Origin of the sequence: Mesorhizobium sp. M1B.F.Ca.ET.045.04.1.1 (assembly GCF_003952465.1) — a bacterium.
GTDB classification, from domain to species: domain Bacteria; phylum Pseudomonadota; class Alphaproteobacteria; order Rhizobiales; family Rhizobiaceae; genus Mesorhizobium; species Mesorhizobium shonense.
The window spans coordinates 3458721-3479020 of the sequence record NZ_CP034448.1; the positions used below are offsets into that span (position 1 = coordinate 3458721).

Annotated in this window: 23 protein-coding genes; 14 read left to right on the plus strand and 9 right to left on the minus strand. The window is 63.4% G+C overall.

Features of this window, described 5'->3' with window-relative positions:
- Positions 1-7: 7 nt before the first annotated feature.
- Positions 8-1186, plus strand: a complete 1179-nt coding sequence (locus EJ071_RS16900) for an MFS transporter (RefSeq protein WP_126098857.1) — start codon at positions 8-10, stop codon at positions 1184-1186.
- Positions 1187-1225: 39 nt separating this feature from the next.
- On the opposite strand, the gene EJ071_RS16905 is transcribed toward EJ071_RS16900, so the two are convergent.
- Positions 1226-1690: a MarR family winged helix-turn-helix transcriptional regulator gene (locus EJ071_RS16905; RefSeq protein WP_126098858.1), complete on the minus strand. Its 465-nt coding sequence runs from the start codon at positions 1688-1690 to the stop codon at positions 1226-1228.
- Between the two features lie 191 nt (positions 1691-1881).
- Here EJ071_RS16905 and EJ071_RS16910 point away from each other — a divergent pair, with 191 nt between their 5' ends.
- Complete coding sequence (locus tag EJ071_RS16910) at positions 1882-2676, plus strand: SDR family oxidoreductase (protein WP_126098859.1); 795 nt, start codon at positions 1882-1884, stop codon at positions 2674-2676.
- A 114-nt stretch (positions 2677-2790) separates the two neighbouring features.
- Here EJ071_RS16910 and EJ071_RS16915 read toward each other — a convergent pair whose 3' ends face one another.
- Entirely contained in the window at positions 2791-3390 is a 600-nt protein-coding gene (locus EJ071_RS16915; protein ID WP_126098860.1) for a LysE family translocator, read from the minus strand.
- Between the two features lie 98 nt (positions 3391-3488).
- On the opposite strand from EJ071_RS16915, the gene EJ071_RS16920 reads away from it, so the two are divergent.
- Complete coding sequence (locus EJ071_RS16920; RefSeq protein ID WP_126098861.1) at positions 3489-4355, plus strand: LysR substrate-binding domain-containing protein; 867 nt, start codon at positions 3489-3491, stop codon at positions 4353-4355.
- A 230-nt stretch (positions 4356-4585) separates the two neighbouring features.
- Here EJ071_RS16920 and EJ071_RS16925 read toward each other — a convergent pair whose 3' ends face one another.
- The 3 genes from EJ071_RS16925 to EJ071_RS16935 all read right to left on the minus strand — a co-directional run bounded on the left by EJ071_RS16925 (position 4586) and on the right by EJ071_RS16935 (position 7683).
- Positions 4586-5236 carry a dihydrofolate reductase family protein gene (locus EJ071_RS16925; protein WP_126098862.1) on the minus strand — a complete coding sequence of 217 codons (651 nt, stop codon included), beginning with the start codon at positions 5234-5236 and terminating at the stop codon, positions 4586-4588.
- Between the two features lie 197 nt (positions 5237-5433).
- Positions 5434-6276, minus strand: a complete 843-nt coding sequence (locus tag EJ071_RS16930; RefSeq protein ID WP_126098863.1) for a methyltransferase domain-containing protein — start codon at positions 6274-6276, stop codon at positions 5434-5436.
- Positions 6277-6321: 45 nt separating this feature from the next.
- A complete protein-coding gene (locus EJ071_RS16935; protein ID WP_126098864.1) occupies positions 6322-7683 on the minus strand; it encodes an Nramp family divalent metal transporter in 1362 nt (453 codons plus the stop codon).
- Between the two features lie 218 nt (positions 7684-7901).
- On the opposite strand from EJ071_RS16935, the gene mntR reads away from it, so the two are divergent.
- From mntR to EJ071_RS16950, 3 genes are all read left to right on the plus strand, one after another.
- A complete protein-coding gene (gene mntR / locus EJ071_RS16940) occupies positions 7902-8357 on the plus strand; it encodes a manganese-binding transcriptional regulator MntR (RefSeq protein WP_189521497.1) in 456 nt (151 codons plus the stop codon).
- Between the two features lie 158 nt (positions 8358-8515).
- A complete protein-coding gene (locus EJ071_RS16945; RefSeq protein WP_126098866.1) occupies positions 8516-9436 on the plus strand; it encodes a neutral zinc metallopeptidase in 921 nt (306 codons plus the stop codon).
- Between the two features lie 146 nt (positions 9437-9582).
- Positions 9583-10851 (plus strand): TCR/Tet family MFS transporter, encoded by a 1269-nt coding sequence (locus EJ071_RS16950; protein ID WP_126098867.1) that lies wholly within the window; start codon positions 9583-9585, stop codon positions 10849-10851.
- 26 nt (positions 10852-10877) lie between these two features.
- Here EJ071_RS16950 and EJ071_RS16955 read toward each other — a convergent pair whose 3' ends face one another.
- From EJ071_RS16955 to carA, 3 genes are all read right to left on the minus strand, one after another.
- Positions 10878-11261, minus strand: a complete 384-nt coding sequence (locus tag EJ071_RS16955) for a helix-turn-helix transcriptional regulator (RefSeq protein ID WP_126098868.1) — start codon at positions 11259-11261, stop codon at positions 10878-10880.
- A gap of 14 nt (positions 11262-11275) precedes the next feature.
- Positions 11276-11527, minus strand: coding sequence for a plasmid stabilization protein (locus tag EJ071_RS16960; RefSeq protein WP_126098869.1), 252 nt, complete (start codon positions 11525-11527; stop codon positions 11276-11278).
- Positions 11528-11593: 66 nt separating this feature from the next.
- Positions 11594-12796 carry a glutamine-hydrolyzing carbamoyl-phosphate synthase small subunit gene (gene carA, locus EJ071_RS16965; protein ID WP_126098870.1) on the minus strand — a complete coding sequence of 401 codons (1203 nt, stop codon included), beginning with the start codon at positions 12794-12796 and terminating at the stop codon, positions 11594-11596.
- 278 nt (positions 12797-13074) lie between these two features.
- Here carA and EJ071_RS16970 point away from each other — a divergent pair, with 278 nt between their 5' ends.
- The 8 genes from EJ071_RS16970 (at position 13075) to EJ071_RS17005 (ending at position 19205) form a co-directional block, all read left to right on the plus strand.
- Positions 13075-13524: a GatB/YqeY domain-containing protein gene (locus tag EJ071_RS16970; protein WP_126098871.1), complete on the plus strand. Its 450-nt coding sequence runs from the start codon at positions 13075-13077 to the stop codon at positions 13522-13524.
- Positions 13525-13643: 119 nt separating this feature from the next.
- Entirely contained in the window at positions 13644-14648 is a 1005-nt protein-coding gene (locus tag EJ071_RS16975; protein WP_126102619.1) for a D-cysteine desulfhydrase, read from the plus strand.
- A gap of 85 nt (positions 14649-14733) precedes the next feature.
- A complete protein-coding gene (locus EJ071_RS16980; RefSeq protein ID WP_245460275.1) occupies positions 14734-15417 on the plus strand; it encodes an amino acid racemase in 684 nt (227 codons plus the stop codon).
- A gap of 151 nt (positions 15418-15568) precedes the next feature.
- The gene (locus EJ071_RS16985) at positions 15569-16378 is read left to right on the plus strand and encodes a transporter substrate-binding domain-containing protein (RefSeq protein WP_126098873.1); all 810 of its coding nucleotides are present in this window, start codon (positions 15569-15571) and stop codon (positions 16376-16378) included.
- Positions 16379-16450: 72 nt separating this feature from the next.
- On the plus strand, positions 16451-17197 hold the full coding sequence (locus tag EJ071_RS16990) for an amino acid ABC transporter permease (protein WP_126098874.1): 747 nt from the start codon (positions 16451-16453) through the stop codon (positions 17195-17197).
- Complete coding sequence (locus EJ071_RS16995; protein WP_126098875.1) at positions 17194-18042, plus strand: amino acid ABC transporter permease; 849 nt, start codon at positions 17194-17196, stop codon at positions 18040-18042. Before EJ071_RS16990 ends, EJ071_RS16995 begins: the two co-directional genes overlap by 4 nt.
- 3 nt (positions 18043-18045) lie before the next feature.
- Entirely contained in the window at positions 18046-18795 is a 750-nt protein-coding gene (locus EJ071_RS17000) for an amino acid ABC transporter ATP-binding protein (protein ID WP_126098876.1), read from the plus strand.
- Between the two features lie 128 nt (positions 18796-18923).
- Positions 18924-19205: a hypothetical protein gene (locus tag EJ071_RS17005; RefSeq protein ID WP_126098877.1), complete on the plus strand. Its 282-nt coding sequence runs from the start codon at positions 18924-18926 to the stop codon at positions 19203-19205.
- A 34-nt stretch (positions 19206-19239) separates the two neighbouring features.
- On the opposite strand, the gene EJ071_RS17010 is transcribed toward EJ071_RS17005, so the two are convergent.
- Complete coding sequence (locus EJ071_RS17010; protein ID WP_126098878.1) at positions 19240-20244, minus strand: hypothetical protein; 1005 nt, start codon at positions 20242-20244, stop codon at positions 19240-19242.
- Positions 20245-20300 lie beyond the last annotated feature (56 nt).

Below are 20300 nucleotides of genomic sequence, written 5' to 3' on the forward strand. Positions count from 1 at the left end.
CACATCCATGGACAAGCGGATCTTCTGGCTTGCGCTCGGATCGTTCGCGATCTCGACCGAGGGCTTCGTCATCTCCAGCCTTCTTCCCGACATCGCCTCGGATGCCGGCATCTCCGTTCCGCTCGCCGGATCGCTGATCACCGCCTTCGCGCTCGCCTATGCGATTGGCGCGCCGGTGCTTGCGACGCTGACCGGCGAGTGGGACCGGCGGCGCGTCATCCTGTGGACGCTGGTGTTCTTCGTGATCGGCAACCTGGTCGCGGCGGTGAGCTCGTCCTTCGAATTGCTGCTGATTGCGCGGATCGTCATGGCGCTGTCGTCCGGCCTGTTCGCGGCGACCGCTCAAGGCACGGCCGTGGCGCTGGTCGACGACCATCACCGGGCGCGTGCCATCGCCGTCGTCGTCGGCGGCACCACGGTTGCGGTCGCGGTCGGCGCGCCGCTTGGGGCGCTGGTGGCAGCGATTGCCGGTTGGCGCGGAACCTTCTTCGCCATCGCCGGGCTCGGCGCGATTGCCGGCGCGATCCTGTGGTGGCGGCTACCGCGCGGCATCGTCGGCACCAGGCTGCCGCTGAAGCGCAGGCTGGCGGCAGCGGTCCGCCCCGGCGTGATGCCGATCCTTTTGACGACGGTGCTGGCGCTGGTCGGCGCCTTCACCGTCTTTGCCTTCATCGCGCCTTTGGCCATCGAGGGCGGCGGCCTCAGCCCACTTGCGTTGCCGGGCACGCTGCTTGCCTTCGGCATCGGTGCCGTCATCGGCAACATTGCCGGCGGCCAGGCCGCCGACCGTTTCGGCGCGGCGCGCACCGTCGGCTGGTCGCTGGCGCTCTCCGCGGCCACGCTCGTCACTTTCTCGCTGATCCCGACCTTCCTGCCGCATTCGATCGCCGGGCCGGCGCTGATGGGCATGATGGTGCCGTGGGGCATCGTCGGCTGGGCCTTCCCGCCGGCGCAGGCGAGCCGCATCATCAAGATCGCGCCCGATGCAGCGCCCATCGTACTGTCGCTCAACGCTTCGGCGCTTTATTTCGGCGTCGCGCTCGGCGCGGTCGTCGGCGGCGCGGTGCTGCGCTTCGGCGCGCCGGCCGATCTCGGCGTGATCGCCGCGATGTTCCCGATCGTGGGGCTGGGTGTAGTGCTGGCGGGCCGCGTGTTTGCGCGGCCGGTTGCAATGCCTGCGGAATAGTTCGCTAAAACGCCATAGAGCTTACTGACGGCCTCTTCTTCAGATGGAAGGAGCGGCCGTCGCCATTTCCAGATCCAGGTCAGCCACGGCGTCCAGCGCTGCACGAAGCTTCGCGGCCTGCTCCGCGCCGACCTTGTCCTCGAATTGCCGTTGGGCAGCGCTCCACAGCTTGATCGCCTCGTCGAGCTTGGCCTGGCCTTGCGGCGTCAACCGCACGCGCTTGATGCGGCGGTCGTCCTTGTCGGCGAAAGTCTCGACATAACCGTCGCGGATCAGCGGCTTCAACGTGTGGCCAAGCGCCGACAGGTCCATGATCAGCGCCTCGGCGATGGCGCCCATCGCCGGCTCGCTGCCGACATGGATTTGAAAGATCAGGCCAAACTGCGTTCCCTTCAGGCCCGAAGGCGCCAGCGCGTCGTCGTAGAAGCGGCCGAGCCTGCGCGCGGCGCGCCGCAAGGTGGCGTTGTTGCAACGGCTGAATCCGGGCTGTCTGGCTTCGGTCATATCCACTCCTTGCCGGCGCGAAGGTGTGCCAGCCTGCCGCAGAAATAGTTTTCCCGACTGCCGTTGACAAGATAGTGGCATATACCTACTTCGCCGAAAGTGGCATATGCCACTAATTGGAAATTGGACATAGGCTGGGCGGCTGACGCGTCCGTCTACGCCGAGCGAACAGGACGAAAAGGAACAGGACAATGAGCAAGACAGACAACAAGGGCACGGCCGTCATCACCGGTGCTTCCTCGGGCATCGGCGCGGTCTATGCCGACCGGCTGGCCGGTCAGGGCTACGATCTTGTGCTGGTGGCGCGGCGCGCCGACCGGCTGCAGGAAGTGGCGGACAGGCTCGCTTATGCCTATGGCCGCAAGGTCAAGACGATTGTCGCCGATCTTGCCGACGATAACGATGTACGCCGCGTCGAGCAGGCAATCGCCGCCGACGACAGCGTGACCCTGCTGGTCAACAATGCCGGCCTCGGCGGCCAGCAGGTGGTGGCAACGGCCGACGCCGACGCCGCCGAACGCATGATCAAGGTCAATGTCATCGCCTTGACCCGCCTGACACGCGCTGTGCTGCCGGGTCTCCTGGCGCGCAACCGCGGCGCCATTGTCAACATCGCATCGGTGCTCGCTTACGAGACGTCGTTCGGCGGCATCTATAGCGGCACCAAGGCCTACGTCGTCAACTTCACCGAGGGCCTGCACCGCGAGGTCGCGGGCACCAATGTGACGGTGCAGGTGGTGCTGCCGGGCGCGACCCGAACCGACTTCTGGGAGCTCGCTGGCAGCGACATCGACCAACTGCCGAAGGAGATCATCATGACCGCCGACGATCTGGTCGATGCGGCGCTTGTCGGCCTGGCCAGGGGCGAAGCCGTCACCGCGCCGGCGCTTGCCGATGAGGCCAAGGTGGCAACATTCCTCGGCGCCCGGCAAGCCTTCTATGGCAGCCTGCATGCCGACAAGCCGGCGGCCCGCTACGCGGCCTGAAGTGTGCCATTTCTTGAGGCATAGAAGAGTACGCTCCCTACCTCCCCCTTGTGGGGAGGTCGGACCGAAGGCCCGGGTGGGGTACTGGCGCTGATTTAGCGGGATTTGGGGACTCTAAGCTGGCCGCCACATCTGCAGGATGGAGGCGGCCAGCAGCAGGCCAAGCGCGATGTTGAGCGCACGCCATTGCCGCTCGGTCCTGAGCAGCCGTGCAAGCAGCGTGCCGGCCGTGCACCAGAGCGATAGCGAGAAAGCGGCGGCAAGACCGAACACGGCGCTCAACAAAAGCGCGAGCTGCAAGGGACCGTCGGCAAGCGTCGCGAATGAAGCGGCCGCACCCAACCCCATCGCCCAGCCCTTCGGGTTCATCCACTGGATGCCGGCGCCGCCGAAGAAGCTGTTCGGCTTGGCCATGGTCACGTCGAGGTTGGGCGGGCCGCTGCGGCCGATCTTGACCGCCAGCCAGATCAGATAGAGCGAGCCGGCGATCTTCATTGCGAGCTGCAAGGAAGGGACGGCGGCCAGCAATCCGGCGAGGCCGGCCGCACCCGCCGCCGCCACCGAAGCAAGGCCGGCGGCGCTGCCGGCCATCAGCGGCACCGAGCGGCGAAAGCCGAACTGCGCGCCGGATGCGGTCGACAGCGTCGTGGCGATGCCGGGCGTCGAGGTCGAGATCAGCGCGAACAGGACAAGGGGGATGATGGTTTCGGACATATGGGCTTCCCGGTCGAAGGAGCCTGTATGCTAGGCGCTGGGCGCTATCAGTAAATGCAATGTTTGATATGCTTTGCATTAGAGATTATAATGCAGCCATGATACGCGATCTCGACACCACACTTGTCCGCACCTTCGTCACGACAGCCGACAAAGCCAGCATGACGGCCGCGGCCAACGCCCTCAATCTGACCCAGGGCGCCGTCAGCCAGCAGATCAAGCGGCTGGAGGACGTGCTTTGCCAGGCGCTGTTCGAGCGCGACCGGCGTGGCCTGAGGCTGACGCGTTCCGGCGAGCGGCTGCTCGAGAGGGGCAGGCGTCTCTTGCAGCTCAACGACGAGATCCTGGCGGAGATAAGCGGCAAGGCGGTCGCCGGCCAGGTGCGGATCGGCGTGCCCTACGACCTTGTCGGCACATTGCTTCAGCCCGTGCTCAAGACTTACGCCGAAGCCCACCCGCAGGTGGAGATTTCGCTGGTCTGCGCTTCCTCGCCGGAGCTTGCGGCGGCGCTGGCGGCTGGCACGATCGACCTCGCGGTCATCGAGGAGCGGGCCGGTCCGACGGCCGGCGAATGCCTGCTCGTCGACCGGCTGGTCTGGGTCGGCGCTAAGGGCGGCTCGGCGCGCTTGAAGCGGCCCCTGCCGGTGTCGATGGTCGCGGATACCTGCGCTTTCCGTCCGGCGGTTCTGGCAGCGCTCGGTGCGCATGGGCTCGACTGGCGCACCGTATTTGAGAACGGCAATATCGACGCCACGACCGCAACGGTGCGCTCGGACCTTGCCGTGACCACCTGGCTTGCCTCGACGGTTCCGGCCGATCTCGACATCCTGTCCGATGCCGCCATTCCGGCCCTGCCGAATTTTTCCGTCAACCTGCACCTGCCGAAGCATGCCGTCGCGCCGGCGGCACAAGCCTTCGCGGCGCACATCCGTGACGGGCTGGCGCGCTACCGCCAAGCGGCGTGAGGTAGGCACCTCGCTAGAACACCCCTCATCCGTCTCGGCGCTGCGCGCCGATCCACCTTCTCCCACAAGGGGAGAAGGGAAGACCGCGCCGGCGTTGCAGCCAATGGTCGACGCTGGACATTTGCTGAGCCGCACGCGCCAAGCTCCACCTTCTCCCCTTGTGGGAGAAGGTGGCCGAGCGAAGCTCGGTCGGATGAGGGGTGCTCCAGCTTGGTGAATGCCTCGGCCCGTTACTTCCAGTTCTTGCGCCGTTCGAGCTCAGCCTCGGAAGGTTCCTGTTGAGCAAACGACCCGGTGCGAATCTCGCCGCCGCGCTCGTAGGTCGCCATGATGACGCCGGTGCTGGAGGTCTGCGACTTGATAAGCTTGAAGGCGGCCGGCATCGCGCTGTCGCCGAACAGCCGCTTGCCCTTGCCGAGCAACAGCGGAAAGATCATCAGCCGGATCTCGTCGATCAGCCCGTTGGCGAGCAGGGTCTGGATCAGATTGCCCGATCCCTGGATGAGCAGGTCAGGTCCGTCCTCCTGTTTGAGCTCTCTGAGCCTTGCGACGATATCAGGCCCAAGCGATTGTGTGTTCTGCCAGGTGAGCGAGTCCGGCCGATGCGTCGCCACATATTTGGTCGCAGGGTTGAAGGCATCAGCGATCTGATCTTTCTGATACGGCCAGTACGCGGCGAAGATGTCGTAGGTTCTACGCCCCAGCAGCAGCGCGAAGGGTTTGGAGAATAATTCATCCATCGCCGCACCCGCTATCTCATCAAAGTAGTGGAACGTCCAGCCGCCGAACTTGAAGCCGCCGACCGGATCCTCTTCCGGTCCGCCTGGCGCCTGCATGACGCCGTCGAGGCTGACGAATGTGGCGGCGATGATTTTGCGCATCTGCCTTCTCCCTTTTTGTGATCCGCGCCGACACGGCCGGATTTCAGTCTAGAGCGGTCCAGCTTTCGATAGATGCGCTGACCCGCTCTAAGTATTTGTTTCCACGCAATTCCGGACGGAAAACCGCTACGCACTTTTCCCGGAATTGCTCTAAGGACGAACGACAAGGCTCCTTTTCGACATTGACCTGTAGATTTCTACCGCCTGCCGTCACCGCGAATGGCGCGCGACGAGAACCAGACTTCGCCGAAGACGGCGGTGGCGGTGCGGTCGGGCGCCTTGTCTTCGCTCAGCCAGATCGAGCGCGTGCGCAGCGCGCGCTCGCGGGTTGGCACTTTTGCCTCCGGGCCGGCGAGCGAGGCGCCGACGCAAGGGATGAACCAGGAACCCATGAAGGGCTGACAGACGAAACCCGCTTGCATGCGGGTGACCAGCACCGCGAGACCGATGCGCTCCGCCGGCCGCCACGGAAAGATCAGGCGACCACCGGGTTTGAGCGCCCGCAGCCACGTCGCTGGAGGGGCAATGACGCCGGCATTGACATAGATGATGTCTGAGGGCGGCAATGGGCCAGCGACGGCGTCGCCGGGGACAACCTCGACATTGCCATAGGCCGCGAGGTTCACCTTGGCTTGCGCGGCAAGGTCCGCTTCGATCTCGAAGGCGGTGACGCTGCCGCCCGGTTCGACCAGCCTGGCCAGCAGCGCGGTGTAGTAGCCGGTGCCGGCGCCGATATGGGTGACGGCCTCGCCGGGCTTCGGCTCGACCTTGCCGATCCACATGGCATGCAGAACCGGCTCACCGTTGTTGATGCCCTTGTCGGCATCGAGCACCACAAGCACGTTCTGGTAGATGTAGCTTGGATCGGCGGTCGGCGTTTTGAACCCGCCATCGCCGGCAAAAACGGTCCAAGGGCCGGGCCCGAGAAAGGCCTCGCGCGGCACCGAGGCGAACACCTCCTCGATGCGGGGATCGGCGGAGCGCGCATGCGCGGCCATCAGTTTGGCGTAGAATTTTCGGGCATCGTCCGATCCGGTCATGCTTCCAGAAGATAGCATGGCCGGCCGGAATGTCGCTGCTCGATCTCAGCCGGCGAAGGTGTCGAAGAGCAGCTTGAAATTGAGCACCAGGATGATGGCCGCGACCACCCAGGCGAGCGCGGCGACACCGCGCGGGATGGCGAAATTGCCCATCTTCTTCTTGTCCGACACGAACTGCACCAGGGGCACTACGGCGAAGGGCAACTGCATCGACAGGATGACCTGACTGAAGACCAGCAGCTGGCCCGTGCCCTTTTCGCCGTAAAGGGCGGTGACGACAATCACCGGGACGATGGCGACGCCGCGCGTCAGGAGGCGGCGCGCCCATTGCGGAAAACGCAGGCGCAAAAAACCTTCCATCACGATCTGTCCGGCGAGCGTCGCGGTGACCGTCGAGTTGAGGCCGGAGGCGAGCAGCGCGATCGCGAACAGGATCGAGGCGACGCTCAAGCCCAAGAGCGGCGACAGCAATTCAAATGCCTGGCCGATCTCGGCGACGCCTTGGTGGCCGGTGGCGTGGAAGGCTACCGCCGCAACGATCAGGATCGAGGCGTTGACGAACAGCGCCAGGATCAGCGCGATGGTCGAATCCGTCGTCGCCCACCTGATGGCGTCGCGCTTGCCCGCATCGGTGCGCTCGTAGGCGCGGGTCTGCACGATCGAGGAGTGCAGGTAGAGATTGTGCGGCATCACGGTGGCGCCGATGATGCCGATGGCGATGTAGAGCATCGCCGGGTTGGTGACGATCTCGGAGGACGGCACGAACATCGAATGCAGGATCGTGCCGGCCGGCGGCGCGGCAACGAAGATCTGGACGGCAAAGCAGCCGAAGATGACGATCAGCAGCGCGACGACGAAGGCCTCGAGATAGCGGAACCCCCTGTTCATCAGCAGCAGCACCAGGAAAGCGTCGAGCGCGGTGATCAGGGCGCCGCCGATCAGCGGGATGCCGAACAGAAGCTGCAGCGCGATCGCCGTGCCGATCACCTCGGCGAGGTCGCAGGCGATGATCGCAAGTTCGCAGGCGAACCAGAGCAGAAGATTGACCGGGCGCGGATAGTAGGCCCGGCAGGCCTGCGCGAGGTCGCGGCCGGTGGCGATGCCGAGGCGGGCGGCCAGCGCCTGCAAAAGGATCGCCATCAGGTTCGACAGCATGATGACGAAAAGCAGCGTGTAGCCGAACTGGGCGCCGCCGGCGAGGTCGGTCGCCCAATTGCCCGGGTCCATATAGCCGACCGACACCATGTAGCCGGGACCCATGAAAGCGAACAGGCGGCGAAGCCACAGCCCGGTTTGCGGAACAGCGATCGAGGCGTTGACCTCGCGCAGGCTTGGCTGCTCGCCTGCATCGGTCCGGGCAAATTGCCACGCGGATCGGGATACGGCTGCTACTTCGGCGTCGGACATGGAAATTCCGTTGGAATGGATCGACTATGCCCCTTATCTATGCCATGGCTCAACATTATGCAATATGCTATATTTTATTGTTTGTGCTTTTTATCCGACGGTGCAGAGGGCCGGTTGCACGTGAGCGGGAATGCAAATAAACGGCCGGACCACCAGGGTTCGTGTTATGAATGCGATCCCGATTCAGCCTTCGGGCAGCCAAGAAGGAGGGGCGCGTATTGGCGCTGAGGAACAGACCGGTTCGACGCGAAAAGCCGCTGCCCGATGCCGAAATCCATTCGGAAGGGTTCCGGCACACGCGCGAAGCGCGCCGCAGCGCGCTCGTCGAGGACTACGTCGAGCTGATCGCCGATCTGATCGAGGACGGCAACGAAGCCCGTCAGGTCGATATCGCGGCCAGGCTTGGCGTCGCGCAACCCACCGTGGCGAAAATGCTGACCAGGCTCTGCGCCGACGGGTTGGTCTCCAGGAAGCCCTATCGCGGGGTGTTCCTGACCGAAGCCGGCCGGAAGGTCGCCGAAGAGAGCCGCGTCCGTCACCAGACGGTCGAGGCCTTCCTGCGCTCGCTAGGCGTCAGCGCCGAGACGGCGCGCATCGATGCCGAGGGCATCGAGCACCATGTCAGCGCCGAGACGCTGGACGCTTTTCGCAGAGCAATGACGGCAGCCCGCTGAGCCCGAACGTTCGGAGATGAGGAACGGGTTGCGGAGCGCGGCGCTGCGCTGCCGGCGGCGAAAAATGCTGTGACTTGGCGTATGCGTTGCGATAATTGTTGGCCGAGGGGCGGTCGCGGGCCGGACCTTCCAGGACATCCGTGGTGCGAGGAGTTGCCATGCTTTGGAGAGGCCGTCGTCAGAGCGACAACATCGAGGATCAGCGAAGCGATATCGGCGGCGGTCTGGGCGGCAGCCCGGGCCAGTTCCGCATTCCGATCGGCGGCCGCGCCGGCGGCGGCTCGAGCATCATTCTGGTCATCCTGGTCGTTCTCGCGGGATGGTATTTCGGCTTCGATCCGTCGCAGATCCTGGGTGACGGCAGCGGCGGCCTCGTGCCGGGCGGCGGTGGCCAGATCACCGACAACAGCGGTTCGCAGGACAGCACAGGGGCGCCTGCTTCCGACGAGATGAAGCAGTTCGTGGCGACCGTGCTTGCCGAGACCGAGGACACCTGGACCGGCATCTTCAAGGCCAGCGGCCTCACTTACGAAGACCCGAAGCTGGTGCTGTTCAGCGGCCAGATCCGCTCGGCCTGCGGCTTTGCCTCGTCGGCGGCCGGGCCGTTCTATTGCCCCGGCGACCACAAGGTCTATCTCGACATGACCTTCTTCCAACAGCTCGACCAGCAGTTCGGCGCCTCGGGCGAGTTCGCCCGTGCCTATGTTATCGCGCATGAGGTCGGCCATCACGTGCAGAACCTCACCGGCATCATGCAAAAGTTCAACCAGATGCGGCAGAGCATGGGCGAGGCGGAGGCCAACCAGATGTCGGTGCGGGTCGAGCTCCAGGCCGACTGCTTCGCCGGCGTCTGGGCGCACTACACCGCGCAGAAGGGCATATTGGAGCAGGGCGACATGGAGAGCGCGCTGAACGCCGCCCAGCAGATCGGCGACGACACGCTGCAGAAGAAGATGCAGGGTTATGTCGTGCCCGAAAGCTTCAATCACGGCACATCAGCGCAGCGGCAGACCTGGCTGGCGCGCGGCTACAAGAGCGGCAAGCTTTCGGATTGCGATACCTTCAACAATCCGGTCTGAGGTGATGCGCCGGGTTCCATTCTTCTGACAGCGGCTACCGGCACCTGATGTCAGGATGAGGCAGTTGCCGTCGTTCGCTTATTGTTCCGGGCGGCAAGCTCGCCTATAAGTTGCCTCCCGCCCAGGCGGCCGAGGAGATTATCACCATGATCGACCCAAAAACCGCCAGGCGGGGCCTTGCGCTCGTTTTCACGACGCTGCTGCTCGACGTCATCGGCTTCGGCATCATCATGCCGGTGCTGCCCGCCTATCTGCAGGAATTGACGGGCGTGGGCGTCAGCGAGGCGGCGATCGAGGGCGGCTGGCTGTTCTTCGTCTATGCGGCCATGCAGTTCTTCTTCGCGCCGGTCATCGGCGGCTTGAGCGACCGCTTCGGCCGGCGGCCGATCCTGCTCGCCTCGGTGCTCACCTTTTCCATCGACAATCTGATCTGCGCCGTCGCGTGGTCCTATCCGATGCTGTTCATCGGGCGCGTGCTTGCCGGCATTTCCGGCGCCAGCTATTCGACGACGTCCGCGTTCATCGCCGACATCTCGAACGACGAGAACCGGGCCAAGAATTTCGGCCTGCTCGGAATCGCCTTCGGCGTCGGCTTCGTCATCGGCCCGGTGCTCGGCGGCCTGCTCGGCACGTTCGGGCCGCGCGTGCCGTTCTACTTCGCGGCGGGGCTTGCCTTGGTGAATTTCCTGATCGCGATGTTCTTCCTGCCGGAGACGCTGGACGAAAAGCACCGCCGCCGCTTCGAGTGGAAACGCGCCAATCCGGTCGGCACGCTCATCCAGATGCGCAACTATCCCGGCATCGGCTGGATCGGACTCGTCTTCTTCCTGATGACGCTCGGCCACATGATGTATCCGGCGGTCTGGTCCTTCGTCTCCAGCTATCGCTATGGCTGGAACGAGCAGCAGATCGGGTTCTCGCTCGGCGCTTTCGGCCTGTGCGGCGCGATCATCATGGCGACGGTGCTGCCGCGGGTCATCCCCACGCTCGGCGAGTGGAAGACGGCGGCGATCGGCCTCACCTTCACCGCGCTCAGCGCCTTCGGCTATGCGTTTGCGACGCAAGGCTGGATGATCTACGCGGTGATCGTCGCCGGCTGCCTGGAGGCGCTTGCCGACCCGCCGCTGAGAAGCCTCGCAGCCGCCAAGGTGCCGCCTTCGGCGCAGGGCGAACTGCAAGGCGCGATGACCTCGATCTTCTCGATCACCTCGATCATCACGCCGCTGCTTTATACGGCGATCTTTTCCTGGTTCACCGGGCCGAGCGCGCCGGTCGAGTTCGGCGGGGCGCCTTATGTGCTCGGCGCCATTTTTCTCACGCTGGCGGTGATCGTCTTCGTGACGAAAGTGGCCAAGCCGACGCCGAAGGAAGTCGAGCGCATGCATGCGCAGGAAGCTGTGACCGACGCGGCTTGAGCCGCGTCGCTGCGTGACTTCCTGTTTTAAGGCTCGATCCATTCGCCGGGAACATCGAGCGCCTTCGCCAGCATTGCGCTGGTCTGCTCCGACGGCTTACGGCGATTGGATTCGAGGTCCGACAGGAAACCCTGACTGACACCGATGGTCGCCGCCAGTTCAGCCTGAGTAAGTTTTCGCCAGTTGCGTAACGCCTTTAGCCGGCTGGAGCCACGCAAGACGTCCATGGTGACGTCTGCCGGGAGGGCCTTTTCGGTTTTGAGGTCTGCTTTGCGCTCGTCATAGATCGAGACATCCGCAGCATCTTCGAGAGCCCCTTCGGCAGCGTGCAGCAACGCCTCGTAATCCGCTTTGGGGATGACGACCAGTTCCTCGCCGGTTGAGGTTTTGATGATTTGCGGGGCATTCATGACATCTTGTCCTGTTATGGCCTGCTGTAAGTCGTCGTTTCGCGTTTTCCTATGTAGATCGCGAGGATGGTGGTTCTGTCCTCATCGAATATGACCCGGTAGCGACCAATCCGCAGCCTGTAACCATCTCTACCGGCGAGGCGTTTGACATCTCCTCGGCCGCTTACGGCATAGGTAATCAAGCCCTCGGATACCTGCTCTCGAACGTCGGCACGCAGGTTATCGAGGTCGCGAGCTGCAGCCGCCGATAGAATGATCGTCTTCATACCGGCAATATCGCCTAACGCCGCTCGCGATTTTCAATTGCGATATTATAGCTAACGAAAGGCGTGTCAACGTTCGGCCAGCGCCGGCTCGCCGCGCCGCTCGCGGATGAGGTTGACGAAGCGGCGGAAGAGATAGTGCGAGTCCTGCGGGCCGGGCGACGCCTCGGGATGGTGCTGGACGGAGAACACCGGCCGGCCGGTCAGCGCGATGCCGCAATTCGAGCCGTCGAACAGCGAGACATGCGTCTCCTCGACGCCTTCGGGCAGCGAGTCGGCATCGACCGCGAAGCCATGGTTCATCGAGACGATCTCGACCTTGCCGGTGGTGTGGTCCTTGACCGGATGGTTGGCGCCGTGGTGCCCCTGATGCATTTTTTCGGTCCTGCCGCCGAGCGCCAGCGCCAGCATCTGGTGGCCGAGGCAGATGCCGAACAGCGGGATGTCGGTCTTCAAGAGATACTGGATGACCGGCACGGCATATTCGCCGGTCGCTTCCGGGTCGCCAGGGCCGTTCGACAGGAAGATGCCATCGGGCTGCATGGCCAGGATCTCTTCCGCGTCGGTCTGGGCCGGCACGACGGTGACTTTGGCACCGAGGCCGGCGAGCAGGCGCAGGATGTTGCGCTTGACGCCATAGTCGATCGCCACGACGTGCAGCGACGGCTCATTCTGCTCGCCGAAGCCTTTGTTCCAGGCCCAGGGTGTCTCGCGCCAGACCGAGGACTGGCCCGAGGTGACCTCCTTGGCGAGGTCCAGCCCGATCAGGCCCGACCAGGCGGCGGCGCGCCGCTTCAGGTCGTCGAGGTCGAAGACGCCGTCGGGCGCATGCGCGATGACCGCGTTGGGCATGCCCTTTTCCCGGATCAGCACGGTGAGCGCGCGGGTGTCGATACCCGAAAGCGCGACGATGCCGCGCTTCTTCAGCCACTGATCGAGGTGCCCGGCTGCCCGATAGTTGGACGGGTCGGTGACATTGGCCTTGAAGATGGCGCCGACGGCGCCCGCGCGGGCAGCTGGATGCAAATCCTCGATATCCTCGGCGTTGGTGCCGACATTGCCGATATGCGGGAAGGTGAAGGTGACGATCTGGCCGGCATAGGAGGGATCGGTGAGGATCTCCTCATATCCGGTGAGCGCGGTGTTGAAGCACACTTCGGCGACGGCCGATCCGGTGGCGCCCAGGCCGCGGCCCTCGATCACCGTGCCGTCGGCAAGCACCAGAAGGGCGGTCGGCTTCTCGGTGGCCCAGGGGGCGGTCATCGCTGCCATGGCGGCACTCCTAAGGCTGTTTGCGGATCGTCCCGTTGCGGGACGATTTGCGCAGCAAACGGCGCGCGGCAGCGATTTCTCGAGCCCTCAGCGCGCCTACTGATTGTCACATGCAGGGCCGAGTACATAGGGGAAGGCGCCAAAACGGTCAATGATGCGGCCGCAAACCGGCATCGATTTATTTCGTCCAACAATATCAGTGATTTGCAGCGCAGTGCGAAATTTGCCTTGCGCAATCGGCAGCGTTATGGTCCGCCGCGGTCGAAGGAGAAAGCACCATGCGCGCAAAAATCGCCGAATCCATGAAGAGTGCGATGAAGGCGCAGGACAAGCATCGCCTGCCGACGCTCAGGCTGATCCAGGCCGCCATCCATGACCGCGACATCGCCAATCGCGGCGCCGGCAAGCCGGCGGCGAGCGAGGAAGAGATCTTGCAGATTCTCTCCAAGATGGTGAAGCAGCGCGAGGAATCGGCCAAGGCGTTCGAGGATGGCAAGCGGCCGGAGCTGGCCGCCCAGGAACGCGGCGAGATGGAGATCATCCGCGAGTTCCTGCCGACGCAGCTCGATGACGCGGCGATCAAGGCGGCGGCGCGCGAGGCGGTCGCTGCCACCGGCGCGGCCAGCCAGAAGGACATGGGCAAGGTGATCGGCGCGCTCAAACAGAAATATGCCGGCCAGATGGACTTCGCCAAGGCCAGCGCCATCGTCAAGAGTTTGCTTCAGTAGGCGTTCTTGCAGCCTCCGCAGCGAGGCCCATGTAAGGCTGGACATACAGCCCGCTTCAAGTCGCGCCGGGTCTTCCCCCGAACGGTGCGGTTTTTCCTGCCATGAAGGAGAACACGATGATGAATCTCGCCCGATATCCTCGTGTTGCGCTCGGCCATCTGCCCACTCCGCTCGAAAAGCTGGCGAACCTGACCCGGGAATTGAACGGCCCGGAGATATGGATCAAGCGCGACGACTGCACCGGCCTGTCGACCGGCGGCAACAAGACGCGCAAGCTTGAATTCCTTATGGCGGAAGCGCTGGCCGAAGGCGCCGACACCGTAATGACGCAGGGCGCTACCCAATCCAATCATGCGCGGCAGACCGCGGCTGCCGCGGCTAAGCTCGGCATGGCCTGCCATCTGCTTTTGGAGGACCGAACCGGCAAGACCGATTTCGACTACAAGGAAAACGGCAATGTGCTGCTCGACCGTCTGCATGGCGCGACGATCGAGCGCTGCCCGGCCAATCCTGACATGAACGGCGAGATGGAAAAGGCCGCCGAACGGCTGCGCGCCGAAGGCCGCAAAGTCTACACGATACCGGGCGGGGGATCGAACCCGACGGGCGCGCTTGGCTATGTCAATGCCGCCATCGAGCTGGTCTACCAAGCGAACGCCATCGGCCTCAGAATCGATCACGTCGTGCATGCGACCGGCAGTGCCGGAACCCAGGCTGGCCTGGTCACCGGACTTGTCGGCATCAACAGCGGCGTGCCCGTGCTCGGCATCGGCGTGCGTGCGCCGAAGGAAAAGCAGGAGGAAAACGTCTTTTCACTCGCATGCCGGACGGCCGAGAAGCTTGGCATTGCCGGAGCCGTCAGGCGCGAGGATGTCGTTGCCAATTGCGATTACGTCGGCGAGGGCTACGGCTTGCCGGCTGCCGATACGATCAAGGCGATCCGCATGCTGGCGCGCACCGATGCCATCCTGCTCGACCCGGTCTATTCCGGAAAGGGCATGGCTGGGCTGATCGATCTGGCGAAGAAGGGTTTCTTCAAGAAAGGCGAGACCGTCGTCTTTCTTCACACCGGCGGCTCGGCCGGGTTGTTCGGTTATCCGACCGATCTCCAGAGCAATTTCTGACCGGCATCCCGCCCGCTCCGAAGGGTATTCAGAAGGTCCTATCAAGATGAGCCGCTACTTTCCGCCCGCTCACCCCATCGTCGGCGTGCTCGGCGGCATGGGGCCCGCGGCTACGATCGACCTGATGCGCCGGGTCATGGAGGCGACGCCCGCCGCGGACGACGCCGACCACATCCACCTTCTGGTCGACCAGAACCCGAAAGTTCCGTCCCGCATCGATGCCTTGATCAACGGCACCGGGCCGAGCCCGCTCGACGAGCTGGTGCGTATGGCGAAGGGGCTGGAGAGCGCCGGCGCCACGATGCTCGCCATAGCCTGCAACACCGCCCATGGCTACGCCGGCGATATCGCGGCGGCCGTGCGCATACCGCTTCTCGACATGGTCACGCTGACCGCCGAGGCGATCGCGCACCAGCCGCTGCGCCATCGACGCATCGGTATGCTCGCCTCCAGCGCAGTGCTGCAACTGGGGCTCTATGAAAGAGCGTTCGAAGCATTCGGAATCGAAACCCGATATCCCGACGATCAGACGGAAATCATGGCCATCATCAGGGCGGTCAAGAAAGAAGGTGCGACGGCTGATTTGCGCAGCCGGTTCAATGCCGTCGCCAGCCAGTTGCTTGCCGGCGATGTCGATTTTCTGGCGATCGCTTGCACCGAACTTTCGCTCCTTGTCGATGGTCTCGATGCCGGCGCGGAGAAAATCGACGCCCTCGATGTGTTGGCCTCGGCGATCGTCCAGCGTGCACGGCCTGCTGGCCACCCCTAAAGACCCTTGCAGGCCCCTTCGGTTCATTGACCTTCGATAAGTGCGCTCTAGCTTCGAGGCTACCGGCTTATGTCATCCTGACTGGTCTGCTTCCGCTATGACCACCGGTGGGACGGGGCACGACGCGCATTATCCCGGAGGAGTGGAGCGAATGAAGAGACTTTCCTTTATCGTCGCGGGTATCACGCTTGCCATGCTGACGGCGCAAGCCTCGGCGGGCAAGCTAGACGACATCAAGGCCCGCGGCACGCTGATCGTCGGAACCAAGGCCGACTACAAGCCGTTCGGATTCCGCGATCCGTCCGGGGCGATCGTCGGCATCGAGCCGGATCTCGCGGCCGATCTCGCCAAACAACTCGGCGTCAAGCTGGAATTCGTGCCGGTCGTCGCCGCCAACCGGATGGAGTTCCTCAAGCAGGGAAAGATCGACCTGCTCATCGCCACCATGTCCGACAAGCCGGAGCGCCGGAAGGTCGTGGAAGCAGTCGATCCGCCTTATTATTCGGATTCCGTCAATGTGCTGGCATCGAACCGCGCCAAGATCACGTCTTGGGAGGACCTGAAAGACAAGCCGGTCTGCGCTACGATCGGGTCGTTTTACAACAAGTCGGTCGCCGAGAAATACGGCGCCAAGATCGTCGGGCTTGATGGCTCCGACAAGCCGCTGGTCGCGCTGAAGCAGGGCAATTGTGTCGGCTATCTTTACGACCAGACGTTCATCCAGGGCAAACTGCTCGATAAGCAATGGTCCGCCGACTATTCCATGCCGCTGAAGGGCATCATGGAGACGCCGTGGATCATGGCCGTAGCGCCGGGCAATGACGACCTGAGGGATTTCGTTTCCAAGGCCACGATCGAGTGGATGAAGAAGGGCATGATCGTCGACCTCGAACAGAAGTGGGGCATCACGCCCACCGATTATTCAAAGCGCATGCACGACAAGTACAAGAACCAGAGCTGACATGTCTCGAGCGACCGGCGCGGTCGCGCAAAGACCGCGCGCCTTGGTCGCGTCTGCCAGTGGGTGATATGCATGCAGGAAATCGCCGCTTGGTTTCGTAGCCTCTACGAAACTACAGGGCTGAATTTTACGATCTTCTACGATCCCTACGATGCGACCCAGTTCGCCAGGGGCGTTGGCATGACGATCTATCTGAGCGTTGTGTCGATCCTCATCAGCCTCGTAGTGGGCGTGATCGGCGCCTGGCTACAAAGCTCGCGGATCAGGCTGGTGCGCGGCTTCATCGAGATATTCGTCGTCATTTTCCGCAACACGCCGCCCTTGGTTCAGATCTTCTTCTTCTATTTCGGGCTGGGCGAGTTGCTGCCTGCCAGCTACAACGACATCGGTCTGCGCGAACCGCTGCTCAACAATGTGCAGTGGGCGATCATTTCCCTTTCCCTGTTTGCCGGCGCCTTCAACATCGAAATCTTCCGATCCGGGATCGAAGCAGTGCCGCAAACCACGGTGGAGGCGGCCGAGGCTCTTGGCTATACGCGTCTCGGCGCCTACCGCTATGTCGTCCTGCCGCTGGCGTTGCGTGTCTGCCTGCCGGCGTTGAACAACAATCTGGTCAATTTGCTGAAGACCACGACGCTTGCCTACGCCATTGCGGTTCCCGAGGCGCTTTATGCCGTCACGCAAATCTGGGCGGAATCGCAGAACGTGACGGAAATGATGTGCGTGCTGCTGGCCACATTCGTTCTGCTGGTGGGCGTGCTCGTATGGGTCATGCATCGCTGGGAGCGGTCGCTGCGCATTCCGGGATTCGGCCAATGACGGAAGGGCGCGCCACGCCGACGACCGACCTGCCCGTGCTGCTGCCGGTTCGGTCGCCTTCCGTGCCGGTTTTGCGGTTTCGCGCCTGGCAGGGCCTGGCTTTGGCCGTGGCCGTCCTTTTGTTCGCGCCCGCCGCGGGCGCCCAGACAGGTTCGGAAGAGCTTTCGATAGTCGGCGTCATCATCAAATGGATGCCGCTGCTTTTGACCGGCTTCGGCTTCAATCTTCTTATTTCCGTGCTGTCGATGGCGCTGGGCACGATCGTGGGCCTCGGCCTTGGCCTGCTGCAATTGAGCGAGTTCCGCTGGCTCAGCCGGTGCGCGTGGGTCCTGACCCAGTTCTTCCGCAACGCGCCGTGGCTGGTGCTGCTGTTCTTCGCCATGTACCTGATCCCCTACGAGTTCCGCATCGGCGAGGTCACCATTCCGTTTCCGGACTGGGTCAAGGCCGTCATCGGCTTTGCGCTGCCGGTCATGGCCAATGTCGCCGAGATCGTGCGCGGGGCGGTGCAATCCATTCCCGGCGGCCAATGGGAAGCGGCCGACTCGCTGGCGTTCAGCCGCCGGCAGACGATGTGGATGATTATTCTGCCCCAGTGCGTGAAGCGGATGCTGCCGCCCTGGATGAACCTCTATTCGCTGGTCACGATGGCGACGGTGCTGGCCTCGGTCGTGGGCATCAACGAGATGCTGACGCTGACCGCGCAAGTTCACAATGCCGAAGGCGGTCGAACGGACCTTCTGGCGCCGCTCTACGCTTTCGCCCTGCTGTGCTTCTTCATCTACTGTTACCCGATCAACCTTTGGACTGTCCGCCTCGAGCGGCGCTTCAACGTCAAGGGCTGAGTCATGGCAAGCTGGACTCCCGATGAACCGATGGTGCGTCTCCACGACGTGCACAAGTCGTTCGGCCAGATCGAAGTGCTCAAGGGCATCAGCTTCCAGGTGATGAAGGGCGAGGTCATCTGCATCATAGGACCGTCGGGCTCCGGCAAATCGACATTGATCCGCTGCATCAACGCGCTGGTGCCAATCAATTCCGGCTCGATCACCGTCGAGGGACAGGAGGTCAACGATCCGGCAGTGGACAAGCTGGCGCTGCGCCGCAAGGTGGGCATGGTCTTCCAGCAGTACAATCTGTTCCCGCACAAGACCGCACTGCAGAACATCATGATGGCGCCGATCCACGTCCTCAAGCAGGATCGCAGCGAGGTCGAGGCACGCGCGCGGGCGCTTATCAGGAAGGTGCGCCTCGAAGGGAAGGAAGACGCCTATCCGGGAGAATTGTCGGGTGGCCAGCAGCAGCGTGTCGCCATTGCCCGCTCGCTCGCGATGCGCCCGGATTTGATGCTGTTCGACGAGGTGACGGCCGCGCTCGACCCCGAAACCGTCAAGGAAGTGCTCGTCACCATACGCGAACTGGCAGGGGAAGGGATGACTTGCATTCTGGTCACCCATGAGATGGGTTTCGCCCGCGAGATCGCCAACCGCATCTATTTCACCGATCGAGGCGTCATCGTGGAGCACGGGTCGCCGCAGGAAATATTGGATCACCCGCGAGAGGCGCGCACAAAAACCTTTCTCGAACAAGTGCTGTAGATCGTCTTGCGGTTGTCCGCCCTTTTGCCGGCGACGAACCCCTCCCGATCCGGTCGGGTGGCAGGTGGTCCGGCGAGTGCCTAGGTGAAGAGGCAACGATCAGCATCTATCAAAGCGCGGAGGCGCGTATGCGGATCAAGGTCGAAACTCGGCAAGACGGCAATGTCGACGTGCCATGGAGGTTCAGCCTCAATGGCGATCACGTGGACGTTTTCGAAATGGTCGACCAGTGGTTTGGTGATGATTACCGCTACTGCAAGGTGAAGGGCAGCGATGGCGCGCTCTACATACTGCGGTACGACGAACTCCGATCGGAATGGTGCCTCGCAATGTTTGCAAGCGAACGGGCGCAGGCCGTGACGGCCGAATGGACTTCGCCAAGGCAAAGCGTCAAGGGGTTGCTTCAGTAGGATCGCCCCTGGTTGGCGGCGCCGTCAGAAAACCTCACGGCTCCTTGCAGATCGGCACCGGTTGCGCAGGCGGCAACGGGTGATCCTTCTTGTATTGCGCGATGATCGGCTCGAGGGTCTTTTTCGGCCAGAATTTCGGCGCGCCGATTTCCTTCAGGCAGGATGCATTCCAATAGAGGCCCGCGCTTGACAGCGATTGCCTGAGCGCGGCTTTCCGCGCGATCGCAGCGATGTCTCGCGACTCCGGGTAGATGTAAAGCGTCGTCGGGTTGTCCTTGATCATCGGGATGATCAGCTCGGCATCCGCAGGCGACCAGCTGGTGCAGCCATTGCTGCGGCCGCCGGCGTAATTCACCAGCTTGCCGAACGGGACGTAGCCGTCGCGGTCGGCATAGGAGCTCCGCGGCTTCTTCAGGAGACACATTCCCCGCAGCAACGCGGCCGGGTGCCCGCCGATGACCCGCTGCCTGGCATTCGCGGTTTCGCCTTCGCCGTCGAATTGCACGAAGCTGCGCACGAAGACCGCATCCTGCTTGGCGGCGGTTCGGTAGTAGCCCTTGAACGACGTCTTCGTGTCGGCGGTTATATAGGCGCCGCCGGCCGTCAGTTCCGAATCCATCGCGTTGCCGAAGTTCTTCGCGCAACGCCTGCCGTTGGAAAAATCCGCGACACCCTTCAGGTTGCGGCCGCCGCCGTGCCCCGCCGACACCGCGCGGAACGACTGCTCGGCCTCGCAGATGATGTAATAGCGGCGCCCCAAAACGCCATTGCCCAAATCGCCGGGGCGCGTCGCGTCCATGGCGAAGTAGCAGGGATTTCTCACCGAACCTTCGCTCACCTTTTTCAGGTAAAGCGCGCGGGCACGCTCCAGAACGACTTGCGAGATCTGACCGTCGCCCTCGCCGACATGGGCCTGCAGCCAGGCTGGAGTATTCGAGGGCCGCAACGCTGCGAACGACTGGGCCGACATCGTCAGGGCGATTGCAACGGCGATGAGGCAGAGGAAGGCGATACCCAACGCAACAGATTTCGACCGCACCGGACCAACTCCCCTCTCGAACCGCTATCTCTTGCGGTGAATCACCTGCGCCAATC

What these genes read in the sequence shown, in the direction of transcription:
- EJ071_RS16900 (WP_126098857.1), top strand. Translation starts at nt 8, where the DNA reads ATGGACAAGCGGATCTTCTGGCTTGCGCTCGGATCGTTCGCGATCTCG.
- EJ071_RS16905 (WP_126098858.1), bottom strand. Translation starts at nt 1,690, where the DNA reads ATGACCGAAGCCAGACAGCCCGGATTCAGCCGTTGCAACAACGCCACC.
- EJ071_RS16910 (WP_126098859.1), top strand. Translation starts at nt 1,882, where the DNA reads ATGAGCAAGACAGACAACAAGGGCACGGCCGTCATCACCGGTGCTTCC.
- EJ071_RS16915 (WP_126098860.1), bottom strand. Translation starts at nt 3,390, where the DNA reads ATGTCCGAAACCATCATCCCCCTTGTCCTGTTCGCGCTGATCTCGACC.
- EJ071_RS16920 (WP_126098861.1), top strand. Translation starts at nt 3,489, where the DNA reads ATGATACGCGATCTCGACACCACACTTGTCCGCACCTTCGTCACGACA.
- EJ071_RS16925 (WP_126098862.1), bottom strand. Translation starts at nt 5,236, where the DNA reads ATGCGCAAAATCATCGCCGCCACATTCGTCAGCCTCGACGGCGTCATG.
- EJ071_RS16930 (WP_126098863.1), bottom strand. Translation starts at nt 6,276, where the DNA reads ATGACCGGATCGGACGATGCCCGAAAATTCTACGCCAAACTGATGGCC.
- EJ071_RS16935 (WP_126098864.1), bottom strand. Translation starts at nt 7,683, where the DNA reads ATGTCCGACGCCGAAGTAGCAGCCGTATCCCGATCCGCGTGGCAATTT.
- EJ071_RS16945 (WP_126098866.1), top strand. Translation starts at nt 8,516, where the DNA reads ATGCTTTGGAGAGGCCGTCGTCAGAGCGACAACATCGAGGATCAGCGA.
- EJ071_RS16950 (WP_126098867.1), top strand. Translation starts at nt 9,583, where the DNA reads ATGATCGACCCAAAAACCGCCAGGCGGGGCCTTGCGCTCGTTTTCACG.
- EJ071_RS16955 (WP_126098868.1), bottom strand. Translation starts at nt 11,261, where the DNA reads ATGAATGCCCCGCAAATCATCAAAACCTCAACCGGCGAGGAACTGGTC.
- EJ071_RS16960 (WP_126098869.1), bottom strand. Translation starts at nt 11,527, where the DNA reads ATGAAGACGATCATTCTATCGGCGGCTGCAGCTCGCGACCTCGATAAC.
- carA (WP_126098870.1), bottom strand. Translation starts at nt 12,796, where the DNA reads ATGGCAGCGATGACCGCCCCCTGGGCCACCGAGAAGCCGACCGCCCTT.
- EJ071_RS16970 (WP_126098871.1), top strand. Translation starts at nt 13,075, where the DNA reads ATGCGCGCAAAAATCGCCGAATCCATGAAGAGTGCGATGAAGGCGCAG.
- EJ071_RS16975 (WP_126102619.1), top strand. Translation starts at nt 13,644, where the DNA reads ATGAATCTCGCCCGATATCCTCGTGTTGCGCTCGGCCATCTGCCCACT.
- EJ071_RS16985 (WP_126098873.1), top strand. Translation starts at nt 15,569, where the DNA reads ATGAAGAGACTTTCCTTTATCGTCGCGGGTATCACGCTTGCCATGCTG.
- EJ071_RS16990 (WP_126098874.1), top strand. Translation starts at nt 16,451, where the DNA reads ATGCAGGAAATCGCCGCTTGGTTTCGTAGCCTCTACGAAACTACAGGG.
- EJ071_RS16995 (WP_126098875.1), top strand. Translation starts at nt 17,194, where the DNA reads ATGACGGAAGGGCGCGCCACGCCGACGACCGACCTGCCCGTGCTGCTG.
- EJ071_RS17000 (WP_126098876.1), top strand. Translation starts at nt 18,046, where the DNA reads ATGGCAAGCTGGACTCCCGATGAACCGATGGTGCGTCTCCACGACGTG.
- EJ071_RS17005 (WP_126098877.1), top strand. Translation starts at nt 18,924, where the DNA reads ATGCGGATCAAGGTCGAAACTCGGCAAGACGGCAATGTCGACGTGCCA.